Genomic DNA, 18,203 nt, shown 5'->3' on the forward strand with positions numbered 1-18,203 from the left:
CGTTCGTGGGCTTTCGAAAGGGCAACTTTACGGAGCGGGGGGCCGCGCCTCCAAACCCGTTCGGGGGGCGTGGTCGAAGACACAGTCGCCGCACAGTCCCGCGCCGGGGCAGCGGTAGTAGAGACAGCAACTGGCGCGGCGCAGCCGGGGGCCGCGGACCGTGCCGTCGAGGTCGGGGTGGTCGAGGAGCCCGGAGACCAGTGCGGCGGCCCGTTCGGCCACGTCCGGGCGGCCGCGGGCGGCCGCCCAGCGGGTCAGTTCGCGCAGGGCCCCGGCGAGGGCGGAGCCCGCGTTGCCCCAGAGCAGGCGCGGCGAGACGCGCCCGTCGCGGCGCAGTGCCGCGTGCAGCGGCACCAGGTGGGCCTCCTGGACGGCCGCCCTGAGCTCGTCCACGGTGGCGGGGCGGGTCGCGGAGCCGGCCCACCACAGGTCGTCGGGGGAGGTCAGTGCCCCGTCCCAGTACAGCTCGGCGGGGGCGAGGTCCGGGAAGCGGCCGTGGAGGGCGGCAGGGCCGAGGGCGGTGGACCAGAGCCGGGCCGCGAGCCCGAGGTGGGCGACGGAGGCCCCGACGCGCCGCTCGGGGGCGCCGAGCCGGGCGGCGACCCGGTCCACGCGCGCGTGGAGGGGGCCGTCCTCCCCCGCGTACAGCAGGGCGAGCGGGCGGTGCGCGCCGCCGCTCTCCGGCGGGGAGGTTCGCAGGGCGAAGAATCCGCCCACCGATCCGCTCTCGACTAGATCCATCCGAGGTCCCCCCTGGTTCGGTTCCGGCGCGGTCCGGTCTGGTCCGGCCTCCGGTCGGTCTGGTCCGGCCGGCCCGGTCGGTCCGGTCCGGTCGGCCCGGTCGGTCCGGTCCCGCCGGTCCGGTACGGTCCCGCCGGCCCGGTCGGTCCGGTCCCGCCGGTCTGGTCCGGGCCCGTCGGCTCGGTTCCGGCGTGACGATTCACGCCCACCGTAACCGCCCTCGGACAGACGCCCGACACGGCTCGAAAAGGACCCTTTGCACCCGTTCCGACCTGCGGTGGCGTACGTCTCCAGGCGTACGCGGCGGCCTCGTACTGCGTCGGCGGTATCCCCGAAGACGTCCCCTGGTACGACGACGCGATCGGCCGGGAAGGAGGATCGTGGAAGGCATGAGTCCCCTCCTGCTGTCCGTCCTCCTGGCCCTGGTCTCGGCGGTCGCCTACGCGGCCGCGGCGATCGTGCAGGAGCGGGTCGCGGCCTCCGCCACCGGGCCGCGCTACGCGCCGCTGCGCAGCCGCGCCTGGTGGGGGTCCGTCCTGCTCAACGGCGTCGGCGCGACTCTGCACGTCGCGGCCCTCGCGTACGGACCGCTCAGCCTGGTGCAGCCGCTGGGGGCCCTCACGATCGTGTTCGCGCTGCCCATGGCGGCCCTCTTCGTCGGCCGCAGGGCCGGCCGGCGGGCCTGGCGCGGCGCCCTGATGGCGACGGTGGGCCTGGCCGGGCTGCTCAGCCTCACCAGCGGCGCCGAGGCACGGTCCCTGGCCGACGGGGACCGGTGGCTGCTCACGGTCTGCACCCTCGGCCTGGTGGGCCTCCTGTTCATGGCCGCGCACCTGGTGGGCAGGTCGGTGCTGCGCAGTGTGGTCCTCGCCGCGGCGGCGGGTGTCTCCTTCGGTATGGCCTCGGTCTTCACGAAGGCGGTCGCGGAGGTGTGGACCTCCGGCGCGCCGCTCGCCGAATGGACCGGTCTGCTGGTCCTCTCGGCCTTCGCGGTGACGGGCCTGCTCCTCTCCCAGGCCTCGTACCGGGGCGCCGGGCTCGCCGCCCCGCTGGCCACCGTCACGGTGGTCAACCCGGTGGTCGCCGCCGCCGTGGGCCTGACGCTGTTCGGCGAGAGCTTCCGCTACGGCACGGCGGGCACCGTCGCCGCGCTGATCTGCGGCGCGGTCGCCGCGAGCGGCCTGGTCCAGCTCACGCTGGACCGGATGACGGTGCCGGCCGATTCGCCGACGGAGTCAGAGGGTTCGAAGGGTTCAGAGGGTGACGCCCCGGGCCCTGAGGTAGGCCAGGGGGTCGATGTCGGAGCCGTACCCGGGACCCGTCCGCACCTCGAAGTGGAGGTGCGGTCCCGAGCTGTTGCCGGTCGATCCTGAGCGCCCGATGCGCTGACCCGCGTGGACCCGCTGGCCCTCGCGGACGGTGAGCGCGGAGAGGTGGGCGTACTGGCTGTAGCGGCCGTCGTCGTGGCGGAGCACGATCTGGTAGCCGTACGCGCCACCCCACCCGGCGGAGACGATCCGTCCGGCGGCCACGGCCTTGACCGAGGTGCCGGTGGGCACGGGGAAGTCGACACCGGTGTGGTAGCCGCTGGACCAGGAGGAGCCGCGGGTGCCGTAGCGGGTGCCGATACCGGCGGAGATCGGGGCGGAGTAGCGGTCCTCCTGCGCCGCGGGGGGCCGCGGCCGGGAGGCGGGCTTCGCGCTGGGCTTGGCACTCGGCTTCGCGGCGGGCCTGGTGACGGGCTTCGCCGCGGGCCTGGCGCTGGGCTTCACACTCGGCTTGGCCGCGGGCTTGGCACTCGGCTTCGCGGTCGGTCCCGACGCAGGCTTCGCGGCGGGCCTGGTCACGGGCTTCGCGACCGGCTTCGTGACCGGCTTCGTCGCCGACTGGGCGACGGGCCGGGTGCGGGGTACCGGGACCTGCGTGGCGGGCTTCGCCGGCGGCGTCGTGGCCGCGGGGGGCTTCGGAGCCGCGGACTTCCTCGGGGGCGTGGTCCGAGGCAGGGTCGGGGCCTGCGGCGCGGCGGTCCTCGGCGCGGCGATGCGCAGCGTCAGACGCTGGCCCGGGTGGATGAGGTCGGGGTCGTCGCCGACGACGGGCCGGTTGGTCGCGTACAGCCGCTGCCAGCCGCCCTGGAGCCGCTCCTCGCGGGCGATCTTCGACAGGGAGTCGCCGGGTGTGACCGTGTACATCTCGCGGACGGTCGGCACGGCGGTGGGGCCGACGTTCCTCGCGGGCTGCTCGGGTAAGGCGCGCTGGCCCGGCAGGGAGGCGGTCCTCACCTCGTTCCCGCCGCCCGCCGCCTTCGTGGTCGTAGCGCCGGGGGTGAGGTCCGGCGCGTCCCCGCCGCGGGCGAGGCCCGCGCGGGGCGCGCAGGACGGCCAGGCCCCGGGCCCCTGGCCCTTCAGAACGCGCTCGGCGATGGCGATCTGCTGGTCCTTGGAGGCGAGGTCGGCGCGCGGCGCGTAGTGCGTGCCGCCGTACCGCTCCCAGGTGGACTGGCTGAACTGGAGCCCGCCGAAGTAGCCGTTGCCCGTGTTGATCCGCCAGTTGGAGCTGGACTCGCAGGCCGCGACCTTCTCCCAGACATCGAGCGAGGCGGCCTGCACCGCGCCCGCCCCGATGAGCGGCAGCGCCATTCCGGCGCCTCCCGCGGTAACGGTGAGCGAGGCACGGTTGATCCGGCTCGGCTGGTGGCGGCGGTGACGTCCGCGTACGGCCATGGGCCCCCCTTGAACACAGCAGCAGCCGCCCAAGTTAGGGGTGGCGCACGCTCCGTGACAAGGGATACGCGAAAGCTCAAGCTCCTTTCGTCACCTTCGTGTTGACGCCGGACGCCGGCCGGCGGGGCCCGGCTGGGGCTGAGGCTCCGGTTCCGGTACGGGTCCGCCGGGCTGAGGAGCCGGGCCGGGCTCGGGGCTCGGAGGCACCGGGACCGGGTTCGGCGGGGGCACGGGCGGCGGTACCGGCGGGGGCACGGGCGGCGGGACCGGAGAGGGGGGCGGGCCGCCGGGGTAGGGGGGATGGGTCATGACGGGCCTCTCTGTCGACGGGTTCGTCCGTCTCCAGGGTGGCCCGACCGGCCCCGCCACGCCCGCCGGGTCCCCTCCTTCGGGTCAGCGCGCGTCGCGGTCCCCGGCTGTGGCGGTCCGCGCGGCGGCCACCGCCGCGGCCGCCGCGGCAAGGCCCGGACGAGGGCTGGCCAGGACGGGCCGCCGGGTGGTCATCCGATCGACGGCGTCCGCCATGGACGCCTGGGCGAGCACGACGACACTGTCGTCCGTCCCGGTCCACGGCGCGCGGTCCACGGCCGCCGCCACGGCGTCGAGGTAGCCGTCCCGGTCCCCCGCCTCGAACAACTCCCAGGCCTCGTCGACCACCGCGGTGGCGATGAGCGAGGCCTTCGGTCCGGACTCCTCCGCGATGAGGGCGACGGTGGGCTCCACGGTGGAGCGCAGGGCGGCCACCACGATGATCCGGGGGAAGCGGGCGGCCTCGGCGGCCATCGGCCGGTCCACGCGGAGCACGGGCACGCCGAGGCGGCCCGCCTGCCGCTCGGCGACCGCACCGATCGTGGAGCAGGTGCAGAGGACGGCGTCGGCGCCGTCCTCGACGGCCGCCGCGAGCACGGCCGCCACGGACCCGGCGACCGCCTCGGGCCCCGCCTCCCGGGCCCGTACGAGCAACTCCTCGTCGACGAGGTGGCGCAGGGCGAGCCCGGGGTGGTGCAGGTCCCGCAGCCCGTCGAAGACGGGGACGTGGACCGGCGAGGTGTGCAGCAGGGCCAGGGTGCCGGCCGGGGTCACCACAGCTCCGGGGTGGCCTTCAGCTGGAGCTTCGCCGCGCGGACCACCTCGGCCGGAGGGACCGGGGCCTCGTCGGGGTGCCGCTCGGCCCACTTGGCGGCGTACGGGCAGAGCGGCACGACGGGAACGCCCTCGTCGGCGGCGATCGTGTAGAACTCGCGCACGAGCGCTCCCGCGATCCCCTTGCCCTCGTTGCCCTCCTCGACGACCGTGTGCACGGCCACGAGGGCGTGGGGTTCGGCGTCCAGGACGAAGTAGACGACGACCCCGACGAAGGCATCGCCCTCGAACGCCTCCAGGCGCCCGTTCGCCCGGTCGTCACGGATCTTCAGCTCGGCCACGCGGCGGCTCTCCCTCGACTCGGACGGATCAGCTCTGTACGGATACGGGCGCGGGGACGGCGTGCGGCGCGCGCACCGTGTCGCTACCGGGGACCGGGGCGGACGCGTCGGCCCCGAGCTCGACGATGCGGTTGTCGCCGTCGACGTGCACGACGCGCGGAACGAACGTCCGGGCCTCCGCGTCCTCGACCTGCGCGTAACTGATGAGGATGACGAGGTCACCGGGGTGCACGAGGTGCGCGGCGGCGCCGTTGATCCCGATGACTCCGGAGCCGCGCTCGCCCTCGATGACGTAGGTCTCGAGCCGGGCCCCGTTGTCGATGTCGACGATGTGCACCAGCTCACCGGGAAGGAGGTCGGCCGCCTCCATCAGATCCGCGTCGACGGTGACCGAACCCACGTAGTGCAGGTCCGCCTGGGTCACGGTCGCGCGGTGGATCTTGGACTTGAATATCGTTCGTAGCATCGAAGTACTCCTGGACATAGGCTCCCTGCCTGCGTTTTTGCAGGTCAAGGGCTGTTTCCACACCTTACAACGAGTCGCAAGTCCAGGCAGCTGTCCCCAGGTTTTTCAGGACTCATGCTGACCACTTGCTGACTTCCCTGACGCATCATCAGGCAGTGCCGGGGAGCTTCACCCGCCCTCAGGACCCACCACGACGACTTCACAAGCCTACGCAGCTATCGCCCACGAGCCCCCGTGATCACCGTCACCCCGACGGATCGGCGACGACTCCCGCTCCCTGCACCCGCCAGGGCCCCGCCATCGCAGGGACCCTCGAAACGGCGCGGCGACCTAGGCCGTGTATCGAAAGTGGATCTTGGGTTGCGGATGATCACGGTCCATGGGTCGGGGAGATCTCACGAACGAGCAGTGGGCGGTGTCGGAGCCGCTGTTGCCGAAGGGCACCAAGATGGGGAGGCCGCCTGTCTGGTCTCGGCGGCAGTTGATCGACGGCATACGATTTCGGGTCCGGACCGGTGTTCCGTGGCGGGACGTGCCCGTCGAGTACGGGCCGGGGGGCCGGGTCTACGACCTGTTCCGCCGGTGGCAGCGAAACGGCACCTGGCACCGGATCCTGACCCGGCTCCAGTCCCTGGCCGACGCGAGAGGCGCGATCACGTGGGACCTGAGCGTCGACTCCACGGTCTGTCGTGCCCATCAGCATGCGGCCGGGGCCCGCATGCGAGGTGACCTTCAGAAGGAACCACCGGGCGGCATCTTCACCGAGCCGGAGGACCACGGGTTGGGCCGGTCGCGCGGCGGGTTCACCACCAAGCTGCACCTGACTGTCGAGCAGGGCCAGAAACCCATGTCGATCGCGGTGACCGCCGGACAGCGCGGGGACTCACCGCAGTTCGAACCGGTGCTGGAGAAGGTCCGTGTGCCCCGCCTCGGGCCGGGCCGACCACGTGTTCGTCCCGAAACACGTGCGGGCGGACAAGGCGTACGCCTCCCGCAGAATCCGCGCCTACCTGCGTCACCGTGGGATCCGCTGCACCATCCCGGACAAGGCCGATCAGGCGCGCAACCGCCAGAAGCTCGGCTCCCGCGGTGGCCGGCCACCGCGTTTCGACCCAGTCGACTACCGCGAGCGTCACGCGGTCGAGTGCGGGACCAACCGCCTCAAGAGGCACCGTACTGTCGCCACGCGATACGACAAGCTCGCCGTCCGATACGAGGCGACCGTCCTCGTCGCAGCCGTCAACGAGTGGCTGTGACCCTCCCCGTCGCATGGTGGATCCACGTTCCACATCTCCGACAGATCGCTGCCGTAGAGGACAAAGACGAAAGGTGGGCAGTCGAACGGCGGCGACCATGCCCTGTTGCCGGGCCGAGCACCATGAACGACATCACTCACTGATCTGAGTGTGTGCTGGTCCCGAGTCGTAGCGGTTGAGAAACTCCTCCGCCGGGAGATCGAGCGCATGCAGTTTGGAGAACACCTCCGTACCTGCGACCACCTCCTCGTCGCCGTCGGCGATCCTGTACGCCTGCACAAAGTCGAAGACTTCGAGGTCGTTCTCCTCGGTATACTCGGCCGACTCTCGCTCGGCCAGTTCGATGGCCTCCTCGAGGGACCGTGCCCGGAACAGCACGACACGCTCCTCGTAGGGCCGATTTTCCCAGGTCAGCCACCTGTAGAAAGTTCTGGCGCTGTACCACGCCTTCGGCTCTTGCTTCATTGCCGGTTCGTCATCCCCTCGCGCCAAAAGGTGATCGTCACAAAGAAAGATCTACTTTCGCAACAGGCCCTGCTGATCTTTTCGTTAGTTTCGTGGGGTTGGCGGGTGGATGGCCAGGCCCGTGTGGGTGAGGAAGGACCAGGGCAATTGCGGGTCGCATGTTTCCACCGCCGCACGCTCTCCTCGCTGACGTCCAGCATCCGCGCGATCTCGGCACCCGAGCGCCCCTGCTCGAACAACTCGGCCGCCCGCACACGCCGGGCCTCGGCCAACTGCGGCCGCGTCAAAGGAGGAACAACAGACGAAGGGTTGAAAGACCAACATTGCATCACTCCCGCCCTCAAGGGGGCCTGGAGCCCTGTCAGCTGGCCCACGGCGGTGCCACGCATTCCGCTCGCCGACCTTCCGCCTACTGTGAAGCCGGCCCCGGGACTGGCGAGCTCGCGTATTGAGACCCCCTGCGCTCCACCGGACAGGTCCCCTGGTCGGTCGCGCTGAGCAGCGAGTCCGGCGTTCCTGAACTGGCCCGGCCGGGCTGTCCGGGCTGTTCAGTCGGATGGCTGGGTGTGGGTGGTGGATTCGGGGGCATGCGGGGATCGAGCGCATGGGACCGCTCTGGATATGCAGAGCCTGCCGTACTCCCCCCCTTCCGGCGGGCTCTTGGGTGGATGAACGGCCCGTACCGGATGACGGTGCGGGCCGTTCGGCGTGCGGGCCCGTGGCGCCGGGCGAAAGAAGGCCATGTGCCGGGCGGCGCCGGATCGCGGAGCGGCTGACCCCGCCCGCCGCCACGGCCCACCGCCTTCCCCGCATACTCTGCCGTTGGGAACGAGGACGACGACGTCGCCCTTGTGCACCGGCCGGCCGGTGCCGTTGAGCACCTGCAGATCCGGCGTACCCACCGCGGAGCCGGCCAGGCCGGCCTTGCGGTGCTTGCACTGAATCACCCAACGCCGCCCGTACGGGTCGGTCGCCTTCACGTCCGCGCCGTTGTCCCCGGCACCGCCGACCTGCACGGCATCCGCGCACCCATCGCGCCGCATCAGATCCCGCACCGCGTGCTCGAACTGCCGGTGATGCAAAGTGTCCAGCTGCGCCAGCGCATAGCGCAGCCCCTGAGACCTCACTCGTTCCCACCGAGCCGCACGCCGCCGCTGAACCGTCCAGGCCGCCACGGCCCCGCCCACCAGCAGCACCAGAACGACCGGAACCCACGGGTGAGCGGCCACGAAACGCACCACACCCATAAGCAGCATCCACGCCAGAATCAGTCCACCGACCACCAGGACCAACTGCTCGCCGCCGGACGTCTTGCGTGAGCGCCGCCTGCTCGTACGGCGCCGCACGGGCCGACGCCGGCTCACCTTCCGCTCCCGTCGCGCTCCCACTTGATCGGGTAGGAGACCGTTGGCTGGGGACGGGGAGCGGGCTTGTCCCACCCGGGCCACCGGATCGGATAGGAGACCGTCGGTGCCGGAGAAGGCGCCGGCCTGTCCCAGCCGGGGAACTTGATCGGATAGGCCACCCCCGAGGTTGGCCGGGGCGCGGGTAACCGCTCCGTCCCCGCTCCACCACCGGCAGAAGTACCCGACGAACCCCCGAACACGAACACGGCCGCCACGATCCCGATGGCCAGCGCGGTCTGCCTACTCGTCCCCGCCGGCGCCCGCCAATGAGACCGTACCGACGTCCCGTCCCGCCTGAGATACCCCTTGATGAACGGCAAAACCGACACCCCTCCCCGATCGACAACGCGCTCTCCCGCGCGACCGACCAATGTAGAGCGCCCCACTGACAGTGCGTTACTTGATTCAAACCGAAAGTGATCTTGTCGCCTGTGGCCTTGACTCGGTTGGCTTCCCAAGGGTGGCGGCGAACTGGGTGCGCGGAGAAGTTGATGCCGACCGCTTCTGTGCGATTCTGAGGGTCTCCTCTTCCCGGCGAGGCCGCACCCCTGTGGGCTTCAGTGGCTTGGTATGCCGGTCTGAAGATTGGCCTGTTCGGGCTACCCGTGATGACTTGGTCGCACTAAGCTACGTGGGCTCCGGTCGGCACGAAACGGGTGCGAGCGTTGGCCACGCCCACGTGGTGGGTCGGCGGTACCCCGTCGTCTTCGCCCCGCGGAACATCAAGCGCGTGTACCTGGGGACGAAGGTTGCGGTCCGCAGAGGGCGCAAGCGCAGGCAGGGCTACGTGCGCAACGCGCAGCGGATGGCGGTCCTGGCCTTCGCGGCTGGCGCCCTGGCGACGGCGGGGCTGGTCATTAGCCCCTGACGGCCGTCAGCGTTCGCATGCGGGAGCCCTCCGCCTTCTTGCGCTCCCGCTGCGCCAGGCTCCGTGTCGCCGGGCCCCGCTCCGCCGCCGAGAACCTCCCTTCTGGACCCTCCACATGCCCGTGCACACCTGCCCGGTTACCCGGATTGTCCTGGTGGAGCCCAGGTTCACCATCCCGCGCAGCCGGTAACCCCGCGCACCTTCGGGCCCCGGAGTAGGGCTCCGGGAACAACCCGTCCCCGGGGCCCCTCCTCCCGGCCACCCTTCGACGCTTGGCTCTTCGGGGCTCAGTGCTTTTCGGTACTGACCGGGCTCGCGGGGAGGTTCTCCGAGACCGGGCAGCCCCAGGCCGCGCCCGGCCAAGGAGAGGGCGGCTTCGCGGTTCCCGGGTGACCGCTCCTTTTCCTGCTTCGGTGCTGGTGGGTGTTCAGTACAGGGTGGGCTGTTCGTGCTCGGATAGATTGAGATGCGCGATCTGGCCGGTGGGAAGGACGTCGGCGAGTTCGCGTGCTTCCTGGGCGCTGCAGGTCGGGACCCCTCAGCCAGTGCTCAACCACGGGAGCCGCCCACGCGCAGCGGTGTCGCTCTTGTCGGTCCGGTCCTCTCCCCGGAGGGGGCGTGTGAGAGGCGCGGCGTGAGCCGCCACAGGGCCTATTCGGCAACTCCCGCATCGACGAGTCCCACATGCTCATCGCCTTGGACACCGAGGCTGCCATGAAGGGCTACCGGGTCCGCTACACGCTGGCCACAAAGCTGGTGAACGAACTGGTCGAAGCCGCTGACGAGAATCAGCTGAACAAGACGATCGTCCGTTCCGGCCACGTCGACCGGTACGAGGACGCGTGCGCCGTCGGCACCGTCCCGCGCCGAGGTGGGGTGACCGATCAACCTGGCGGCTGTCTTGCCGGTGGCCGCGTTCCACAGCACACGATCCCGTTGTCAGTTCCCGTGGCGAGGGTGCGGCTGTCGGGGCACCTCTGCCGTGTGCTCGGTGTGGGTGGCGCTCACTGTGCCGGTTGCGACGTCCCACAGACCCGACGGCCACTCCCTCCCGCGGATCTGCCTCCCTCCGTGCGACCACCGCCTCGGGGATGCCGTCGCGTAGGCTCGGGCCAGGGACCAAGCAGGGCAGCCGGTGGACATCGCCGGTCCTCAACGCGCCTGCGGCTGAACGGTGTCGACGCGCCGCACCGCCGAGCGCCGTGCCTGGGTCTCCCATTGTGAGCCGACCGGACGGGAGAGACCGTGGTTTTCGATCCGCAGTTGCAAGCCCAGTACGACCGGCGTGCCGCCGAAGGAGCCAGGCCGCTGTACGAGATGACATTGGCCGAGGCGAGGGCGGCCGACCTGGCCGCCGTCCGGTCGGGCGCGGGCACCCCCGAGCCCGTGCGGGAGGTGTTCGACGAGCTGATACCGGGTCCCGCCGGGACACTGCCGGTCCGCTTCTACCGGCCCGGGGCGGGCCGCGGGCCCCTCCCGGTGCTGGTCTACTTCTTCGGTGGCGGCTGGAGCCTGGGCAGCATCGAGACGAGTGACGCCATCTGCCGCAGCCTGGCTAACGCCGCCGGCTGCCTCACCGTCGCGGTGGGGTACCGCCTGGCACCGGAGAACAAGTTCCCCGCTGCGGTCCACGACTGCTTCGCGGGCCTGCGCTGGGCCGCGGAGAACGCCGTACGCCTCGGCGGCGACCCCACGCGCATCGCCGTCGGCGGTGACAGCGCAGGTGGCAACCTCGCCGCCGCGACGACCCTCATGGCGCGGGACGCGGGCGGCCCCGCCATCCGGGCCCAACTGCTCGTCTACCCCAACACGGACTACTTCGCGGACACGCCGTCACGCCGCGAGAACACCGATCCGCTGCTGTTCAACGACAAGTCCGTGCAGTGGTACTGGGACAATTACCTGACCTTGTCGGAGGAGGGCAACGACCCTCTCGCGTCACCGCTCCGCGCGCCCAGCCACGCGGGCCTGCCCCGGGCGCTCGTCATCACCGCCGAGTACGACCCGCTGCGCGACGAGGGCGAGCAGTACGCCCGACGCCTGAGTGACAGCGGCGTCGAGGCCGAGTGCGTGCGCTACCCGGGTGTGACGCACGGTTTCTTCGCCATGGCGGGCACCCTCGATGCGGGGAGCCGCGCGGTGGAACAGGCAGCGGCGTTCCTGTGCACCGCGTTCGACGGCGCCGCCACGACATGAAGACCCTGCGCGTCCCCGAACCGAGCACTCGGGCGCGACGGGCTGGTCGGTGGGCAGCGCCGCGGGCAGCGCCAGGGGGAAGCGGACACGTGCCCCCGGTGATCCGTGGCCGGTCACGTCGGCCGCCGATGGCCGGTGGCCGGTCGTCTCCGGCAGGGCGACCGGCTACGCGGCCGCGCTGACCCCGTGCTCCCGTAGCGCCGTGCGCAGGTCGGCCGCGCCGGTGAACAGCACGCCGTGCAGCCCGGCGGCGTGTGCCGCGGCCACATTCTCCTCCCTGTCGTCCACGAAGAGGACGTCCCGCGGTGGTGCGGCGAGTGCCCGCAGGCACCACGCGTAGGCGGCAGGATCCGGTTTGGCGTGACCGGTCCGGCAGGAGAACGCACGTACGTCGAAGTGCTGTAGCCAGGCGGCGTGATGTTGTTCGTAGTGGTTGGCCAGTTCGGGCGGGATGTTGGAGAGCAGGGCGAGGCGCGGTCCGGTTGCGGCGAGTTCGCCGACGAGCGCCACCATCTCCTCGTCGACCGCGCTCCAGCTCGCCAGGTCGGCGTCGATGAGCGCCCCGACGCGTGTGGCGTCGAAGCGTGTGCCCAGCACGGTGCCCACCTCGCGCCAGTAGGCCGGACCGGTCAGGTCGCCCCGGTCGTACGGTGGGCGCAGCCTCCAGTACGCGTCCCAGAAGGGCGGCGCGGGCGTGCCCGCCGTGGCGACGAGAGCCGCTTGCGCCTCCAGGGGCTGGGGCAGCGCGATGACGCCGAACAGGTCGAACAGGACGGTTCCGCGAGACGTCATGGCGGGTCACACCTTCCGTACGGTGACGCCGGCCGCGGCCAGCGCGTCGGTCGCTGCGGCCGGTGCCGTCACGTCGGTGACGACGGCGTGGAGCGCGGTGGGCGGCGCGACGAACGCCAGCGCCGTGCGGGAGAACTTGGCCGCCTCGGCGACCGCGACGGTGCGCCGTGCCGACGCCATCGCCGCCCGTTTCACAGCCGCGTCGGCGAGGTCGTAGGCGGTCAGGCCATCGTCGGCGGTGAGGCCGCAGCAGCCGATGACGGCCGTGTCGAAGCGGACCGCCGCGAGTGACGCCTCCGTGAGGGGCCCGGTCAGTGCCAGCTCGCCAGGCCTCGGCTCACCGCCCGGCACGAGCAGCCGCACGGACGGGACGCCCGTCAGCGCGTTGGCGGCGTGTAGCGACAGCGGCATCACGGTGACACGACGGCCGCGAAGCGCCTTCGCGACCTCCAGGCACGTCGTCCCGCTGTCGAGGACGACGGATTCCCCGTCGGCGATGAGGGCGGCGACGTCGGCGGCGATCCGGCGCTTGACCTCCTCGCCCTCCTGCGCCCGCAGTCCGAACGGCGGCTCCTCGCCCCGCAGCAGCAGACTGCGCGCACCGCCGCGGAACCGTTCGAGCACTCCCTGATCGGCCAGGATCTCCAGATCGCGCCGCACCGTCATCTCGGAGCAACCGGTGAGCCCGGCCAGCTCCGCCACGCTCAGCTCGTGCGCCTCCCGCAGGGCATCGGCGATCCGGCGGTGTCGTTCTGTGGTTCCCATGCGCACATTGCACACAAATCGAGTGCGATAGTCAATATATCAAACATAGTTATTGTTCATTATGCTCGCAGCCATGAACAGAACCCTGCGGGCCGCCCGCCTCGCCACGTTCGCTTTCTTCGCCTTGAACGGCTTCGTGATGGGCATGTGGATCGTGCACATCCCCGCGGTCGAGTCCCACACCGGGATCAGCCACGCCGTCCTGGGATGGCTGCTGTTGCTGCTGGGCGGCGGCGCGTTCGCCGGGATGCAATTATGCGGCCGTCTCACTGACCGCCTCGGCGCCCGCAGGGTGGTTCCAGCGGGCGCAGCGCTGTGCAGCGCTGCGGTGGTGGCGCCCGCCCTGGCGGCCGACGCGCCCGGGCTCGGGGTCGCGCTGTTCCTGCTGGGCTTCGGCAACGGCTGCCTCGACGTCAGCATGAACACCCACGCCGTCCAGGTGGAGCGCGCCTACGGCCGGCCGGTCATGTCCGCGTTCCACGCGATGTTCTCGCTGGGCGGCGTGCTCGCCGCACTCGTCGGCGCCCGGCTGATCACCTGGGGCTGGGACCTCGGCGCGACCCTGGCCGCCGCCGCCGCGACCGGCCTCCTGGTGACCCTCGTCGCCACACCCGCACTGCTCGGCCCGCCCCGGGGCGCCGGGAAGGACACCGGCACCACGGGGGAGCAGGACACCGCCGCCGAGAGAGCGGCGGTCGGCGGCCGCACGACGGGCCGGGGCGCACGCCCGGCCGGCCGGCGGCGGACGCCCCGGCGGGTGTGGGCCCTGGCCACACTGGCCCTCCTGCTGATGCTCTGCGAGGGCGTCGCCAACGACTGGAGCGTGCTGCACCTGGAGGACGTGCTGGGCGCGCCCCCCGCCACCGCCGCCCTCGCCTACGGCGCCTTCGCCACCGCCATGACGGTGGGCCGCCTGCTCACCGACCGGGTCGCTGCCCGTACTGGCCCGGTGTTCGTCGTCCGCTACGGCGCCGCCGCCGCGGGCGCCGGGCTGACCGTCGCTGCGCTGTCCCCGTGGGTGGCGCCCGCGCTTGTGGGCTGGGCCGTGTTCGGGCTGGGACTGTCCGGCTGCGTACCCCAGCTCTTCAGCGCCGCAGGCCACACCGACGAGGACGCGGCCGGCGCCCACGTCTCCCGCGTGGCGGGCCTGGGCTACCTCGGCATGCTGGCAGGGCCCGCCGTCATCGGCCCGCTGACCCACCTCGTACCGCTGAATCTCGCACTGCTGCTCCCGGTGGCGCTCTGCGCGGTGGCCGCCGTGGCGGCGGGCGTGCTCCGCCCCGACCCGCGACCCGGGGCCGGGGCGACCACCCGGCCGGCGTCCGACGGGCCGACGGTCGGCACGAGTACGGCCTGAAACCGGCATTGCAGGCCTCTCTCGACCGTCACATCCACCAAAGGCGTCCTCGTGTCGTCGTACACGCGAACGTGGCTCTGGCAAGATTTTCGTAGCCGGAGATCATCTCGGTGACACGGTCAACCGGTCCGCAGCGCGGGCAGCCTATGGCTGTGCTCTGTTGAAATGACCTCACTTCTACCGCAGTTGGCTGATGTGCTGGTCGTGTCGGTTGATGCCTCTGACGCTGGTGTGGTGGTTCGCGCCCGGAACCGGCAGAGTTGGAAGGCTTGACGCCGACCGTGCGATGCAGTGCCATGAACGTGGAGGTAGGGGGTGCAGGGTGACCGACGAGGACAGCGACGCTGAGGGCCGGGGTGACGATCGTCCGCAGGGCCAGCGTCATTCAGATCTGCCTGACCGATTCTGGCTGTGGCTGCTCGTCCTGATCGTGCTGGTTCTCTTCGTCATCGGTTTCGCGTGCGAGGGCACCGGGCCTGGCACCCCGGACGGCTACACCGGCTGGCATTAGGCCGTGTGTCGAAAGTGGATCTTGGGGCTATGAATGATCACGGTTCATGGGTCGGGGAGATCTCACGGACGAGCAGTGGGCGGTGCTGGAACCGCTGTTGCCGAAGGGGGCCAGGTCGGGGCGGCCGCCTGTCTGGCCTCGGCGACAGTTGATCGACGGCATACGGTTCCGGGTCCGGACCGGTGTTCCGTGGCGGGACGTCCCGGTCGAGTACGGGCCATGGAACCGGGTCTATGACCTGTTCCGCCGGTGACAGCGGGACGGCACCTGGCAGCGGATCCTCACCCGGCTCCAGTCCCTGGCCGACGCGAAGGGGGCGATCACGTGGGTCCTGAGCGTCGACTCCACGGTGTGCCGCGCCCATCAGCACGCGGCCGGGGCCCGCAAGGAGAGCCACCTGCAGAAGGAACCACCGGGCGGCGTCTTCACCGAGCCCCGTGATCACGGGGCTGGGACGCTCGCGCGGCGGGTTCACCACCAAGCTCAACCTGGCCGTCGAGCAAGGTCAGAAGCCCATGTCGATCGTGATCACGGCAGGACAGCGCGGAGACTCGCCGCAGTTCGAACCCGTGCTGGAGAAGGTCCGCGTACCCCGCATCGGGCCGGGCCGGCCACGCGTCCGGCCCGACCGGGTGCGGGCCGACAAGGCGTGCGCCTCCCGCAGGAACCGCGCCTACCTGCGCCGACGCGGGATGCGCTGCACCGTCCCGGACAAGGCCGACCAGGCGCGCAACCGCCGGAAGCTCGGTTCCCGCGGCGGCCGGCCGCCGTACTTCGACCCGGTCGACTACCGCGAACGCCATGCGGTCGAGTGCGGGATCAACCGCCTCAAGAGACATCGCGCCGTCGCCACCCGGTATGACAAGCTCGCCGTCCGCTACGAGGCAACCGCGCTCGTCGCGTCCATCAACGAGTGGCTTTGAACGGAGGTAACCCTCCCGTCCTGGTTCACCAGTCCCGGCCGGCGGTCAGCTCCTCTGCATCCGCTTCCGTGAACCCGTATGCCGACGCGACGAAGCAGAACTCGTCACAGATCCACTCCCGCGCCACCGTCTCGATCTCACTCCCGGCCGCCACGAACTCCCTGTCCAGCAGGTTGAACTCCTCCGTCGAAGCCTGGGTGAGTGCATACAAGCTCTGCAGGTCCGACGGCCGCTCGGCCTCGATGCGCTCGCACAGCCGCAGCAGGATCGCCTTCCCCTGGTCAACTACGTGATCAGGGAAGTACGAGTCGTCGTACATCTGCCGCAGGAACGCGTGTCCCGTTACCTGCTGGTTTGTGATCGGCATGGCACCTCTCTACCTCCGTGAAGAGCTGACGGGCTGATCATGCACAGCACCACTGACAACGGCGCCCCCCCATGGACGCCAGACCTCCGACACTGCGCGTGCCGCACCGTCTCCAGCCGCGCCGGTGACCGCGCCGCCGTGATCGGCTCGGGGGCGGCATCACGCTGTGGGACGGGCGGCTGCGCACGCCGCTCGGGCTGCTGTCCGACGGCCTGTCCAAGGGGATGCCGGGCGTGCCGGAGGAGACCACCGCCGTGGCCTTCTCGCCCGATGGCTCCGTCCTCGCCGCGGCCGGGTCGTACGGCACCGTGCGGCTGTGGGACGTGGCCTCCCAGCAGCCACTGGGCACCGCTCTGCCCGGTGCGGGGGACGCCGTCCTGTCGCTCGCGTTCGGCGCGGACGGCCACACCCTGCACGCGGCGGGGGCGCGCGTCCCCGCCCAGACGTACGACATCGACCCGGCTCGGGCGGCCACCGAGGTGTGCCGCCGCGCCAGAGGGACGCTCTCGCCCGCCGAGTGGCGGACGTACCTGTCCGGCATCCCCTACCGGAAGGTGTGCTGAGCGGCGCCCGCGAGACCGGCCGGCGTGCCCGGCAGCGCGCCGAGCAGGCCGACGGCCGCGCCGGCTGCGAGAAGGACCGGCGCAGAACGCTTCGCGCCCGGGGGACGAGGGTGTGGTTCGTGGTCATGCCCGGCCTCCTTGGGGCCGCCCGGTGCCTTGCCGCCAGGTCAGGCAGGCACCGGGCGGCGGGGCGGCGGGGACCGCCCGGCGAGTCGCGCGGCGCCGGCCTGCTCGGTCCGGACGGAGGTCAGGGGCGGGGCGATGCCTTCGATCTCGCCGAACCGCTGTTCGTTTCCGGCGGTGTGGGGTGGCCCCGCTGGGATCCGCCGCATTCTCCGCCGATGAGATGCGGACGCCGCCCCCTCCGGGCAGAGTGGGGAAGGACCTGTTCGTACCGAGGTGGTCCCCTGTGGTCCCGCGTGCTGGAGACGGGACGGACTGATGCGAGGATTGTCGTGACGTCGGAGTGATCGATGTTCCGCAGACGGCCGGCCGACAGCAGCGAGGACCTTCTGGTCCGGCTCGGGTCGCTGACCGCCAGGGCGCGGGAGTTGGCCGAGACGCAGCGTTCCCGTGTCGAGTTCGCCGTGGCCCTGCAGCGCGACATGCTGCCATCGGACCTGCCCAGTTTTCCGGGCGCCCGGCTGGCCGTCCGCTATGAGCCCGCCAACCACGGGCTCAACGTCGGCGGTGACTGGTACGACGCCTTCTCCCTGCCCGGCGGGCAGATCGGCATGTCCATCGGTGACGTGCAGGGGCACAACATCGAGGCCGCCGCCTTCATGGGACAGGTCCGCGTGGCACTGCGCGCGCTGGCCTCCGTCACCGGAGACCCGGGAGAGCTGCTCGGGCTCACCAACGACCTGCTGATCTCTCTGGGCGCCGACCTCTTCGCCACCTGCACCTTCCTGCGGCTCGACCCCGCTGCCGGCACCCTGGAGTGCGCCCGGGCCGGTCACATCCCCCACATCTGGGCCACCTCCGACGGCCGCTCCGGCATCGACGACAGCGAGGGCGGGCCTCCGCTCGGTGTGCTCCGGGGCGTCGACTACCCGGCCACGCGCCACCGGCTCACCGCCGACGGTGTCTTCGTCCTCCTGACCGACGGGGTGGTGGAGGGGCCCTCGCTCCACGTGGACGAGGGTCTGGACCGGGTGACGAGGCTCGCCGGGATCACCGCCGTCGCCGGGTTGGACGTCGACGCGCTCGCCACCGCCGTCATGAAGCTGGCGGCCACGGTGGGGCACGAGGACGACGCGGCCGTCCTGGTCGTCGGCCATGACGGCGGTCCGGCCCGGTCGGCGGCGGAGGAGCGGGGAGAGGGTGCTCGCCTCGGGCCGGGTCGGTCCTCGGACCTGCCCGGGCCCGTGCCGTAAGGCG

Annotated in this window: 18 protein-coding genes and 2 pseudogenes; 9 read left to right on the forward strand and 11 right to left on the reverse strand. The window is 71.6% G+C overall.

Annotated features, from left to right (window positions below; all coding sequences use genetic code 11):
* Positions 1-27: 27 nt before the first annotated feature.
* Positions 28-741: a (2Fe-2S)-binding protein gene (locus tag ACIRB7_RS14300; protein ID WP_403597220.1), complete on the reverse strand. Its 714-nt coding sequence runs from the start codon at positions 739-741 to the stop codon at positions 28-30.
* A gap of 389 nt (positions 742-1,130) precedes the next feature.
* Between ACIRB7_RS14300 and ACIRB7_RS14305 the strand changes: the two genes are divergently transcribed.
* Positions 1,131-2,114: a DMT family transporter gene (locus ACIRB7_RS14305; protein WP_403597222.1), complete on the forward strand. Its 984-nt coding sequence runs from the start codon at positions 1,131-1,133 to the stop codon at positions 2,112-2,114.
* Here ACIRB7_RS14305 and ACIRB7_RS14310 read toward each other — a convergent pair.
* The 4 genes from ACIRB7_RS14310 to panD form a co-directional block, all read right to left on the reverse strand.
* Positions 1,995-3,464, reverse strand: a complete 1,470-nt coding sequence (locus tag ACIRB7_RS14310) for a transglycosylase family protein (protein ID WP_403597225.1) — start codon at positions 3,462-3,464, stop codon at positions 1,995-1,997. The two genes, ACIRB7_RS14305 and ACIRB7_RS14310, sit on opposite strands and share 120 nt — an antisense overlap.
* Positions 3,465-3,857: 393 nt before the next feature.
* Positions 3,858-4,550 (reverse strand): arylsulfatase, encoded by a 693-nt coding sequence (locus tag ACIRB7_RS14315; RefSeq protein WP_403597228.1) that lies wholly within the window; start codon positions 4,548-4,550, stop codon positions 3,858-3,860.
* Positions 4,544-4,888, reverse strand: a complete 345-nt coding sequence (locus ACIRB7_RS14320; protein ID WP_403597231.1) for a GNAT family N-acetyltransferase — start codon at positions 4,886-4,888, stop codon at positions 4,544-4,546. The genes ACIRB7_RS14315 and ACIRB7_RS14320 overlap by 7 nt, the downstream gene beginning before the upstream one ends.
* Before the next feature lie 28 nt (positions 4,889-4,916).
* Complete coding sequence (gene panD, locus ACIRB7_RS14325) at positions 4,917-5,354, reverse strand: aspartate 1-decarboxylase (protein ID WP_403597234.1); 438 nt, start codon at positions 5,352-5,354, stop codon at positions 4,917-4,919.
* A gap of 379 nt (positions 5,355-5,733) precedes the next feature.
* Here panD and ACIRB7_RS14330 point away from each other — a divergent pair.
* Positions 5,734-6,610 (forward strand): IS5 family transposase gene (locus ACIRB7_RS14330; protein ID WP_403597237.1). Its coding sequence is split into 2 segments (ribosomal slippage): positions 5,734-6,315 and positions 6,317-6,610, totalling 876 coding nucleotides; the frame shifts between segments, so codons are not numbered across the junction.
* A 132-nt stretch (positions 6,611-6,742) separates the two neighbouring features.
* Here ACIRB7_RS14330 and ACIRB7_RS14335 read toward each other — a convergent pair.
* The 3 genes from ACIRB7_RS14335 to ACIRB7_RS14345 form a co-directional block, all read right to left on the reverse strand.
* On the reverse strand, positions 6,743-7,075 hold the full coding sequence (locus tag ACIRB7_RS14335) for a DUF4288 domain-containing protein (RefSeq protein WP_403597239.1): 333 nt from the start codon (positions 7,073-7,075) through the stop codon (positions 6,743-6,745).
* Positions 7,072-7,464 (reverse strand): helix-turn-helix domain-containing protein, encoded by a 393-nt coding sequence (locus ACIRB7_RS14340; protein WP_403597241.1) that lies wholly within the window; start codon positions 7,462-7,464, stop codon positions 7,072-7,074. The genes ACIRB7_RS14335 and ACIRB7_RS14340 overlap by 4 nt, the downstream gene beginning before the upstream one ends.
* A gap of 159 nt (positions 7,465-7,623) precedes the next feature.
* Entirely contained in the window at positions 7,624-8,421 is a 798-nt protein-coding gene (locus tag ACIRB7_RS14345; RefSeq protein ID WP_403597706.1) for a restriction endonuclease, read from the reverse strand.
* 1,600 nt (positions 8,422-10,021) lie between these two features.
* Between ACIRB7_RS14345 and ACIRB7_RS14350 the strand changes: the two are divergent.
* Together ACIRB7_RS14350 and ACIRB7_RS14355 are read left to right on the forward strand one after the other, a co-directional pair.
* Positions 10,022-10,177 (forward strand): annotated as a pseudogene (locus ACIRB7_RS14350) (ATP-binding protein); the annotation flags it as partial.
* A gap of 417 nt (positions 10,178-10,594) precedes the next feature.
* Complete coding sequence (locus tag ACIRB7_RS14355) at positions 10,595-11,545, forward strand: alpha/beta hydrolase (protein WP_403597244.1); 951 nt, start codon at positions 10,595-10,597, stop codon at positions 11,543-11,545.
* A gap of 165 nt (positions 11,546-11,710) precedes the next feature.
* Here ACIRB7_RS14355 and ACIRB7_RS14360 read toward each other — a convergent pair whose 3' ends face one another.
* Positions 11,711-12,337 (reverse strand): HAD family hydrolase, encoded by a 627-nt coding sequence (locus tag ACIRB7_RS14360; RefSeq protein ID WP_403597246.1) that lies wholly within the window; start codon positions 12,335-12,337, stop codon positions 11,711-11,713.
* Positions 12,338-12,343: 6 nt separating this feature from the next.
* On the reverse strand, positions 12,344-13,102 hold the full coding sequence (locus ACIRB7_RS14365) for a DeoR/GlpR family DNA-binding transcription regulator (RefSeq protein ID WP_403597249.1): 759 nt from the start codon (positions 13,100-13,102) through the stop codon (positions 12,344-12,346).
* A gap of 73 nt (positions 13,103-13,175) precedes the next feature.
* Here ACIRB7_RS14365 and ACIRB7_RS14370 point away from each other — a divergent pair, with 73 nt between their 5' ends.
* The 3 genes and pseudogenes from ACIRB7_RS14370 (at position 13,176) to ACIRB7_RS14380 (ending at position 15,893) form a co-directional block, all read left to right on the forward strand.
* Positions 13,176-14,459: an MFS transporter gene (locus tag ACIRB7_RS14370; RefSeq protein WP_403597251.1), complete on the forward strand. Its 1,284-nt coding sequence runs from the start codon at positions 13,176-13,178 to the stop codon at positions 14,457-14,459.
* 322 nt (positions 14,460-14,781) lie between these two features.
* Positions 14,782-14,970: a hypothetical protein gene (locus ACIRB7_RS14375; RefSeq protein WP_403597254.1), complete on the forward strand. Its 189-nt coding sequence runs from the start codon at positions 14,782-14,784 to the stop codon at positions 14,968-14,970.
* Positions 14,971-15,016: 46 nt separating this feature from the next.
* Positions 15,017-15,893 (forward strand): annotated as a pseudogene (locus ACIRB7_RS14380) (IS5 family transposase).
* Positions 15,894-15,918: 25 nt separating this feature from the next.
* Here ACIRB7_RS14380 and ACIRB7_RS14385 read toward each other — a convergent pair.
* Positions 15,919-16,260, reverse strand: a complete 342-nt coding sequence (locus ACIRB7_RS14385) for a DUF5713 family protein (protein WP_403597257.1) — start codon at positions 16,258-16,260, stop codon at positions 15,919-15,921.
* A 233-nt stretch (positions 16,261-16,493) separates the two neighbouring features.
* Between ACIRB7_RS14385 and ACIRB7_RS14390 the strand changes: the two genes are divergently transcribed.
* Positions 16,494-16,823 carry a WD40 repeat domain-containing protein gene (locus tag ACIRB7_RS14390; protein ID WP_403597260.1) on the forward strand — a complete coding sequence of 110 codons (330 nt, stop codon included), beginning with the start codon at positions 16,494-16,496 and terminating at the stop codon, positions 16,821-16,823.
* A 473-nt stretch (positions 16,824-17,296) separates the two neighbouring features.
* Entirely contained in the window at positions 17,297-18,199 is a 903-nt protein-coding gene (locus ACIRB7_RS14395) for a PP2C family protein-serine/threonine phosphatase (protein ID WP_403597263.1), read from the forward strand.
* Positions 18,200-18,203: the final 4 nt, after the last annotated feature.

Source organism: Streptomyces sp. NPDC093795 (genome assembly GCF_044764665.1).
GTDB lineage: Bacteria > Actinomycetota > Actinomycetes > Streptomycetales > Streptomycetaceae > Streptomyces.